General features: G+C 62.5%; 10 protein-coding genes. 3 read left to right on the forward strand and 7 right to left on the reverse strand.

What is annotated here, in order from left to right; genetic code table 11:
* Positions 1 to 416 precede the first annotated feature (416 nt).
* Positions 417 to 1,487 carry a nitronate monooxygenase family protein gene (locus B0E42_RS28330; RefSeq protein WP_077508638.1) on the reverse strand — a complete coding sequence of 357 codons (1,071 nt, stop codon included), beginning with the start codon at positions 1,485 to 1,487 and terminating at the stop codon, positions 417 to 419.
* 150 nt (positions 1,488 to 1,637) lie between these two features.
* Here B0E42_RS28330 and B0E42_RS28335 point away from each other — a divergent pair, with 150 nt between their 5' ends.
* Positions 1,638 to 2,126, forward strand: coding sequence for a GyrI-like domain-containing protein (locus B0E42_RS28335; protein WP_077508640.1), 489 nt, complete (start codon positions 1,638 to 1,640; stop codon positions 2,124 to 2,126).
* On the opposite strand, the gene ada is transcribed toward B0E42_RS28335, so the two are convergent.
* The 5 genes from ada to B0E42_RS28355 form a co-directional block, all read right to left on the reverse strand.
* Positions 2,090 to 3,163 (reverse strand): bifunctional DNA-binding transcriptional regulator/O6-methylguanine-DNA methyltransferase Ada, encoded by a 1,074-nt coding sequence (gene ada, locus B0E42_RS28340; RefSeq protein ID WP_077508642.1) that lies wholly within the window; start codon positions 3,161 to 3,163, stop codon positions 2,090 to 2,092. The genes B0E42_RS28335 and ada overlap by 37 nt on opposite strands.
* A gap of 87 nt (positions 3,164 to 3,250) precedes the next feature.
* Positions 3,251 to 3,931: a DNA oxidative demethylase AlkB gene (gene alkB, locus B0E42_RS28345; protein ID WP_077508644.1), complete on the reverse strand. Its 681-nt coding sequence runs from the start codon at positions 3,929 to 3,931 to the stop codon at positions 3,251 to 3,253.
* Positions 3,918 to 4,634 carry a 2OG-Fe(II) oxygenase gene (locus tag B0E42_RS28350; protein ID WP_053189175.1) on the reverse strand — a complete coding sequence of 239 codons (717 nt, stop codon included), beginning with the start codon at positions 4,632 to 4,634 and terminating at the stop codon, positions 3,918 to 3,920. Before B0E42_RS28350 ends, alkB begins: the two co-directional genes overlap by 14 nt.
* Positions 4,635 to 4,904: 270 nt before the next feature.
* Entirely contained in the window at positions 4,905 to 5,075 is a 171-nt protein-coding gene (locus B0E42_RS31255) for a hypothetical protein (RefSeq protein WP_018605991.1), read from the reverse strand.
* 29 nt (positions 5,076 to 5,104) lie between these two features.
* Positions 5,105 to 5,407, reverse strand: a complete 303-nt coding sequence (locus tag B0E42_RS28355) for a DUF1883 domain-containing protein (protein ID WP_014337810.1) — start codon at positions 5,405 to 5,407, stop codon at positions 5,105 to 5,107.
* 202 nt (positions 5,408 to 5,609) lie between these two features.
* On the opposite strand from B0E42_RS28355, the gene B0E42_RS28360 reads away from it, so the two are divergent.
* Complete coding sequence (locus tag B0E42_RS28360) at positions 5,610 to 5,960, forward strand: hypothetical protein (RefSeq protein ID WP_018605987.1); 351 nt, start codon at positions 5,610 to 5,612, stop codon at positions 5,958 to 5,960.
* Between the two features lie 110 nt (positions 5,961 to 6,070).
* Positions 6,071 to 6,301, forward strand: coding sequence for a hypothetical protein (locus B0E42_RS28365; RefSeq protein WP_077508646.1), 231 nt, complete (start codon positions 6,071 to 6,073; stop codon positions 6,299 to 6,301).
* Here the strand turns inward: B0E42_RS28365 and B0E42_RS28370 are convergent, their stop codons facing one another.
* Positions 6,302 to 6,583, reverse strand: coding sequence for a hypothetical protein (locus tag B0E42_RS28370; RefSeq protein ID WP_014337812.1), 282 nt, complete (start codon positions 6,581 to 6,583; stop codon positions 6,302 to 6,304).
* Positions 6,584 to 6,653: the final 70 nt, after the last annotated feature.

Raw genomic sequence — 6,653 nt, forward strand, 5'->3', positions numbered from 1 at the left:
CGATGGCGTTCGATCAGCTTGCATCCATTTTGAATGTACTACCGCTATCGCGAGCAAGCTCCGCCCCCACAGGTCCGGTGGTGTGCCTGGATGTGCCGGTTGTCCCCAGCCCCCTGTGGGAGCGAGCTTGCTCGCGATGGCGTTCGATCAGCTTGCATCCATTTTGAATGTGCTACCGCTATCGCGAGCAAGCTCGGCTCCCACAGGTCCGGTGGTGTGCCTGGATGTGCCGGTTGTCCCCAGCCCCCTGTGGGAGCCAAGCTTGCTCGCGATGACGGTGGGTCAGCTTGCATCCATTTTGAATGTACTACCGCTATCGCGAGCAAGCTCGGCTCCCACAGGTCCGATGGTGTGCCTGGATGTACCGGTTGTCCCCAGCCCCCTGTGGGAGCGAGCTTGCTCGCGATGACGTTCGATCAGGCATTCGCCCTGTGGAGTTGGGCCAATGCCTCTTCAGCCAACCGCCGCGTCAGCTCGGCCGTCGACAGTTCGCGGCCCAGGGGGAAGGCCTGGCCGGCCCAGAGGTTGCTGAAGTCTGCTTCGCCCTTGGCGCGCAAGGGCATCAACGCACCGCCGGCCAGCGGGAAGGCCGGGGCCAGCGGGCTCATCGGGCCTACTTCGCGCATCACCCGGTTGACGATGCCTCGGGCCGGGCGACCGGTGAACAGGTTGGTGACAGCGGTCTGGCTTTCCTTGGCCGTGCGCAAGGCGCGGTGATGGGAGGCGCTGATCTTCGCCTCGGGCGTGAACAGGTAGGCGCTGCCCAATTGCACCGCCGAAGCACCCAGGGCGAATGCCGCGACGATCCCCCGCGCATCGCCAATGCCGCCAGCAGCGATCACCGGCACCTTCACCGCATCCACCACCTGCGGCAGCAAGGCAAACAGTCCAACTTGGGTGTTGAGGTCGTCGCTGAGGAACATCCCGCGATGACCACCGGCTTCGTAACCCATGGCAATGATCGCGTCGCAACCATGCTGTTCCAGCCAGATGGCCTCCTCGACGGTGGTGGCCGAGGAAAGGATTTTCGCGCCAGTGGCCTTCACCCGATCCAGCAAGGATTTTTCCGGCAGGCCGAAATGGAAGCTGACCACTTTCGGACGCATCTCTTCCAGCACCCGGCAGGCGGCATCATCGAAGGGCGTGCGGTTGGACACCGGGGTCGGCGCGTCGAAGTCGACGCCCAGTTCCTGGTAATACGGCTTGAGCCGTTGCTTCCAGGCCTCGGCCCGCTGTTCGTCGAAGGCCGGCGGCTGGTGACAGAAGAAATTCACATTGAACGGCTTGTCGGTCTGCTCGCCGATGGTCGTCAGCGCCTGGCGCAGTTGTTCGACATCAAGCATCGCCGCCGGCATCGAACCCAGCCCGCCGGCATTGCACGTCGCGATCACCATGGCCGGCCCGGTCACCCCGGCCAGCGGCCCCTGGATGATGGGCAGCTCGATACCGAGCAGGTCAAGAATGCGGGTGTCTGGCCACTGGCTCATGTGCGGGGTCTCCGAGGGCAGAAGGAAACAGCGTTTTTAGCAGGTGTGGGGCGGCGAGGGCCAGTCGAGTTTTTCAATCCCGCGTTCGCCGCTTGATCCCGACGCCGTGAGGGTTACCATGCGGGCTTCATACATCAAGGAGCCCAACCCATGGACGTGAAACTCAAGACCGTCGAACCCTTCACCGTGGCCGGTTTGCAGGTGCGTACCCGCAACACCGACGAGCAGCAGCCCGACACCGCCCGAATCGGCCCGATGTGGCAGCAGTTCTTCAACGAAGGGCTGTTCGACACGATTCCGGCCCGGCAGTCGGAGTCGTTCGTCTACGGGGTGTATTCCCATTACGAGTCCGACGCCACCGGCCACTTCGATGTGACGGCCGGGGTGCAGGTGGATGCGACCAGCGCAGGCTATCCTGCCGTGGACATCGAGGGCGGGGATTACCTGGTGTTTGCGGCCAAGGGGCCGATGCCCGAGTGCGTGATCCAGACCTGGGGCCTGATCTGGGCGTACTTCGCGGATAACCCGCAGACATTGCGCCGTTTCACCACCGATTTCGAGGTCTACAGCGGCCCCGACTCGGTGGCGATCTACATTGGCATTCAATCCCCGGACGAGCGCTCCAGCGCCAGCAACTGACGCTTGCGCTCCACGCCCCAGCGATAGCCCGACAGGTTGCCGTCGCTGCGCACCACCCGGTGGCAAGGGATCGCCACCGCCAGGCTGTTGGCGCCGCAGGCCTGGGCCACGGCGCGCACGGCCTTGGGCATACCGATGCGCTGGGCAATCTCGGCATAGCTGGCGGTGCTGCCCACGGGAATGTCCCGCAACGCTTGCCAGACCCGTTCCTGGAAGGCGGTGCCGCGCAGGTCCAAGGGCAGGTCCAGGCCCAGGGCCGGCGCTTCGATGAAGCCAACCACCTGGGCGATCAACTGCTCGAACTCGCGGTCGGCGCCAATCAGGTTGGCCCGGCGGAATTTGTCTTGCAGGTCGCGCACCAACGTGTCCGGGTCGTCCCCCAGCAGAATCGCACACACGCCACGCTCGCTTTGCGCCACCAGGATAGCCCCGAGGGCGCATTGGCCGACGGCGAAACGGATGTCGGTGTTCTGCCCGGCGGCGCGATAGTCGGCGGGTTTCATGCCCAACACCTTGTCGGCAGCCTCATAAAAGCGGCTGTTGGAGTTGAAACCGGCGTCGTACAGCGCCTCGGTGATCGTGCCGCCATCGGCCAGGCGTTCGCGTACCTTGCGTGAGCGGTGGGCGGCGGCATAACCCTTGGGGGTCAGGCCGGTGACGGCCTTGAAAACCCGATGAAAATGGAAGGGACTCAACCCCGCGCTGTCTGCCAGCTCATTCAGGCCTGGCAGTTCCTCGGCCGCCTCGATCTGCCGGCAAGCGGCGGCAACCCGTGCCGCTTGTTGGGCGGCGATCTGGGTCTGGTCCCGGGCCACGCGCTTGCTGGGCCGGTAGCCGGCTGCCTGGGCTTGCTCCGGCGTGTCGAAGAACTCGACGTTGCGCGGGTTGGGCAGGCGCGACAGGCTGCTGGGATGGCAATAGATGCCGGTGGTTTTCACGCCATAGACGAAGGTGCCGTCGGCGCGAGGATCGCGGGCGAGCACGGCGGCCCAGCGAGGATCCAGTTCAGGGGCGAGAGTGTTCGAAGTGCTGTTCATGGTCGTTATTCCATTGGCCCGTTTTGGCTACATTAGCGAGCCTGCGAGATGGCAACACTCCGGGTCTTGCGGTTGAATTCTGCACCTTCATCCGGCGGTGCGAAACGTCAGGTTGATCCGCTGGGCGCCCAAGCGCGGGTGCTGGCCTTCCTTGAGCGGCAGCACGCCGTGGTAACGCAAGCGGTCCACGCCGCCCCAGACCACGATGTCGCCATGGAACAACGGGATGCGCAGGCTTTTGTCGCTGCGCTCGAAGCCGCCGAACTGGAACACCGCCGGCAGGCCCAAGGACATCGAGACGATGGGCGCGGCGAAGGAGCGCTCGTTCTTGTCCTGGTGCCGCGACATCCGCGCGCCGGGCACGTAGCGGTTGATCAGGCAGGCGTCGGGCTCGAAATGCTCGAAGTGCGCCTGCCGGGCGGCGGCCTGGGCCAGTTCGCGAAATACCGTCGGCATGTCGGGCCAGGGGTGGCCGGTCTGCGGGTCATGGGCAGTGTAGCGATAGCCGCTGCGGTCGGTGGTCCAGCCCAGCGCACCGCAACTGCTCAAGGCCACCGACATGGTAAAGCCGCCGGGCGTGACCATCTGCCGGAACGGCGCCGCCTGCAAGACGCTGTCCAGCGCCGGCAGCAAGCGCTCGAGCCAGGGCAGGGCGAACCCGCGCAGCACGTACGCTTGCTGGCCGATCTGCTCGACCTGGCCGGGCGGGGTGGGCGCCTGGTCGGCGAACAGGTCCAATGTGAGCGGTGTGTCATTACTGCGCATCATGAAAAATGATTCCCAAGGTGTGCCGCCTGCCGCTGTGCACGCAACTGACGCCATGGCGCATGTTCACCCGATAATACCCGCGAACGCCTTTGACCGGACGCTGGTGCACGGCAAACACCACGGCGTCGCCCTGTTTCAGATCGATGACCTGGGGCCGCGATTGCATGCGCGGGCGCTGTTCGGTGAGGACAAATTCGCCGCCGGTAAAATCCCGGCCCGGTTCCGACAGCAGGATCGCCACCTGCAACGGGAACACCTGCTCGCCGTACAGATCCTGGTGCAGACAGTTGTAGTCCTGTGGACCGTATTGCAGCAATAACGGCGTAGGGCGCTGTTGCCCGGCGGCGTGACAGCGCTGGATGAACTCGGCGTGTGCGTGGGGGTAGCGTACCTCCAGGCCCATGCATTCATTCCAGCGGTTCGCCAGCGGCACCAGCTTTGGGTACAACGACTGACGCAGCTGTTGGATGAGGTCGGGCAGCGGATAGCGAAAATACTGATACTCGCCGCGCCCGAACCCATGGCGGGCCATGATCACCCGCGAACGAAAAAGCCCGGGTTTGGCGTACAGACCACTCAGCAGCCGGCATTGTGTTGTTGGCAGCAGGTTGCGAATGACTGCACAGCCGTCCTGGTCGAGACTGTTCTCCAAGGTGGGCCAGTCCAGGTCGTGTATGCATTGGATTAGCGAGGGTAGGGACATGATGACAATCCTTGGTAGAAAGGACTGGTCAGTCTGGGGAGTGCTTTGACGGCTGGCACTCCGGATCTTGCGGTGTGTCAACGGCCGAGCGCTCACCTATCCTGAGCTGACACACCCGTCACCCTGTGGCGAGAGGATTATCTGTGGGAGCAAGGCTTGCCCGCGATGAAGGCAACGCGTTCTGTCGGGGTGAACGAGGCGCCTTCATCGCGGGCAAGCCTTGCTCCCACAATGGGGATGACCCTCGCACAAAAACAGTTTGATGAGCTGTTACAGCGCTTTGCTGACCTTGACGTCGCTGATCACATCGTCGGTCTGGCCATGCAGCTTTTGCAATGCGGCCCTGGCTTCTTCTTCGGTGCCGGTTTCCAGTTGCGCGAATTCGAAGCGGCGTTCGTCGTTGAGCTTGTACTTGATGACGTATTTGGTCGTCTGGGCCACGGTTTTGCCTGTCTTGAATAAGGGGCGATTCAGCTCAGTTTCGAGCTGGAACGCCGGATGATTTTGATCTTGTGGGTCAGGGTCGGCTTGCGCGTGACGCTGATTGCACGGTGGCTGACGGTGTCGATGGTGATGTTCCAGAAACCGGTGCTAGGGGCAGTGATCCGGGCCGGGAAGGTGTCGAACGCGCCGCCGTGATACGTGTGCCGGCCGCCGTTCTTGAAGCTGCGGAAGTTGGCGTCGTTCATCAAACGGATGTTACACATTTGGGAGCATTCGATGACGACGATGTCGTCTTCGTTCAGGTGCTCGCGCTGGTGAATGAATTTCATGGGCGCCTCCAGAAGGGCTTTTTCTACAAAATCAAAACGATAGCAAGGGGCAATGATGCGCAGTTTATCAGCCCCGAGTGTTAATATCCGGCCCGCGCTCCAGGCTTTGTTCATTTATCGCAGGAAGCGGGAAAAAAAAGCGGTGCGGCACCGGAGAAAAACGGCGTCTGCACTGTCGGAGGATCTTTATTGGAGGAATCATATGAAGCGCAGCGTGTGGGTGTTGGCATTGGCCATGAGTGGATGTGCATCGGTATCGGACATCAACCAGACGCCCCCCACCATGAGCGTCATCTCCGGAAAGAAGCCTCACGAATATGCCAAGTGTGTGTCCGACAAGCTGGCCAGCAGCCGTGGCTCGCTGCAAATGGAGCCGCACAAGAACGGCGTACGACTGATCGTCCCGGGCAAACTGTCGACCCTGCCGGCGGCGGTGTTCGACATTGACGAGCGCTCCAGTGGCAGCAGCATCAAGCTGCACGAAAGCCTGTCCAACGTACCGGTGCGCCCGGGCGATGTGCAGGATGCGGCCAACGCCTGCATTTCCGGCTGATCACACTCAGCGCCTGACGAGCGGGCCGGGCATCGGATAAACTGCTGCCCCTCGACAAAAAATGCCGCCACGGTTCACGTTGGCGGCATTGTCATTTATGGAGTCAGTCGATGAAACGCGAGCAGGTGCGCGAGCGCCATGCAGAAGGTCTTATCTGTGCCACCCACGTGATTCAGAACCCGGCGAGCCCGGGCGAATGGATTGTGTTCTTCAAGAAAAGCGCCGGGCGCAGTTTTTTCCTGGTGGATGACCTGGACGAAGTCGAGTCCTTCGCCCGTCTCGATGAATTGATCGAAACCTTGCGCGGGGTGGGCATCAAGTTCGCCGAGATCCACATTTGACTACTTGCACACCACCACGACGCTGCGGCTGGTGAAATTGCCGACGTCGACGCCCAGGGTCTTCTCGCTTTCCTTGGCCTGGGGTGTGCCGTCGGTGCCGACGATGCGATAGCCGGTACCGGCACAGGACGCGTCAGCCTTTTCGTAGCACGTCGCCCAGGAGTTGGCCTCGCCCGAGCAGTCGATGGCCAGGCCTTGCTCGCCGTTGTTCAGGTAGGTTTTTTCGGCCGAGGCACAGCCCGCCAGGGCCAGGACTGTAAACAGCGCCAGAAGTGTCTTCATGGGATCGTCATCGAGAAGGGAAGGGCAACGGCGAGGTTATAGCGAATGGCCATTGCGGTACAGCTGAACA

Source organism: Pseudomonas sp. A25(2017), from assembly GCF_002001065.1.
GTDB lineage: Bacteria > Pseudomonadota > Gammaproteobacteria > Pseudomonadales > Pseudomonadaceae > Aquipseudomonas > Aquipseudomonas kilonensis.

Bases quoted from the DNA above. Each gene is read 5' to 3' on its own strand.
- ada (WP_077508642.1), bottom strand. From the start codon at position 3,163: ATGAACAGCACTTCGAACACTCTCGCCCCTGAACTGGATCCTCGCTGG.
- B0E42_RS28330 (WP_077508638.1), bottom strand. From the start codon at position 1,487: ATGAGCCAGTGGCCAGACACCCGCATTCTTGACCTGCTCGGTATCGAG.
- B0E42_RS28360 (WP_018605987.1), top strand. From the start codon at position 5,610: ATGAAGCGCAGCGTGTGGGTGTTGGCATTGGCCATGAGTGGATGTGCA.
- B0E42_RS28350 (WP_053189175.1), bottom strand. From the start codon at position 4,634: ATGTCCCTACCCTCGCTAATCCAATGCATACACGACCTGGACTGGCCC.
- alkB (WP_077508644.1), bottom strand. From the start codon at position 3,931: ATGATGCGCAGTAATGACACACCGCTCACATTGGACCTGTTCGCCGAC.
- B0E42_RS28370 (WP_014337812.1), bottom strand. From the start codon at position 6,583: ATGAAGACACTTCTGGCGCTGTTTACAGTCCTGGCCCTGGCGGGCTGT.
- B0E42_RS28355 (WP_014337810.1), bottom strand. From the start codon at position 5,407: ATGAAATTCATTCACCAGCGCGAGCACCTGAACGAAGACGACATCGTC.
- B0E42_RS28365 (WP_077508646.1), top strand. From the start codon at position 6,071: ATGAAACGCGAGCAGGTGCGCGAGCGCCATGCAGAAGGTCTTATCTGT.
- B0E42_RS28335 (WP_077508640.1), top strand. From the start codon at position 1,638: ATGGACGTGAAACTCAAGACCGTCGAACCCTTCACCGTGGCCGGTTTG.